This window comes from Gordonia sp. IEGM753 (genome assembly GCF_050321825.1).
GTDB lineage: Bacteria > Pseudomonadota > Gammaproteobacteria > Pseudomonadales > Pseudomonadaceae > Aquipseudomonas.
This window is the reverse complement of sequence record NZ_JBNQGB010000001.1, coordinates 2,651,003-2,651,219: the sequence shown is the minus strand read 5'-3', so window position 1 is coordinate 2,651,219 and position 217 is coordinate 2,651,003.

Here is a 217-nt window from a genome sequence, read left to right as displayed (position 1 = left end):
TTCGCGAGCAGGCTCGCTCCCACATTGGATCGGCGTCGCACACTAAGTCCGCGCCCGGCAAAAATCCAACGGTGGGAGCCAGCCTGCTGGCGAAGGCTGCCTGGCATTCACGATTGATATTGGCTGGCACAACCCTTTCGCGAGCAGGCTCGCTCGCACATTGGATCGGCGTCGCACACCAATTCCGCGTCCGGCAAAAATCCAACGGTGGGAGCCA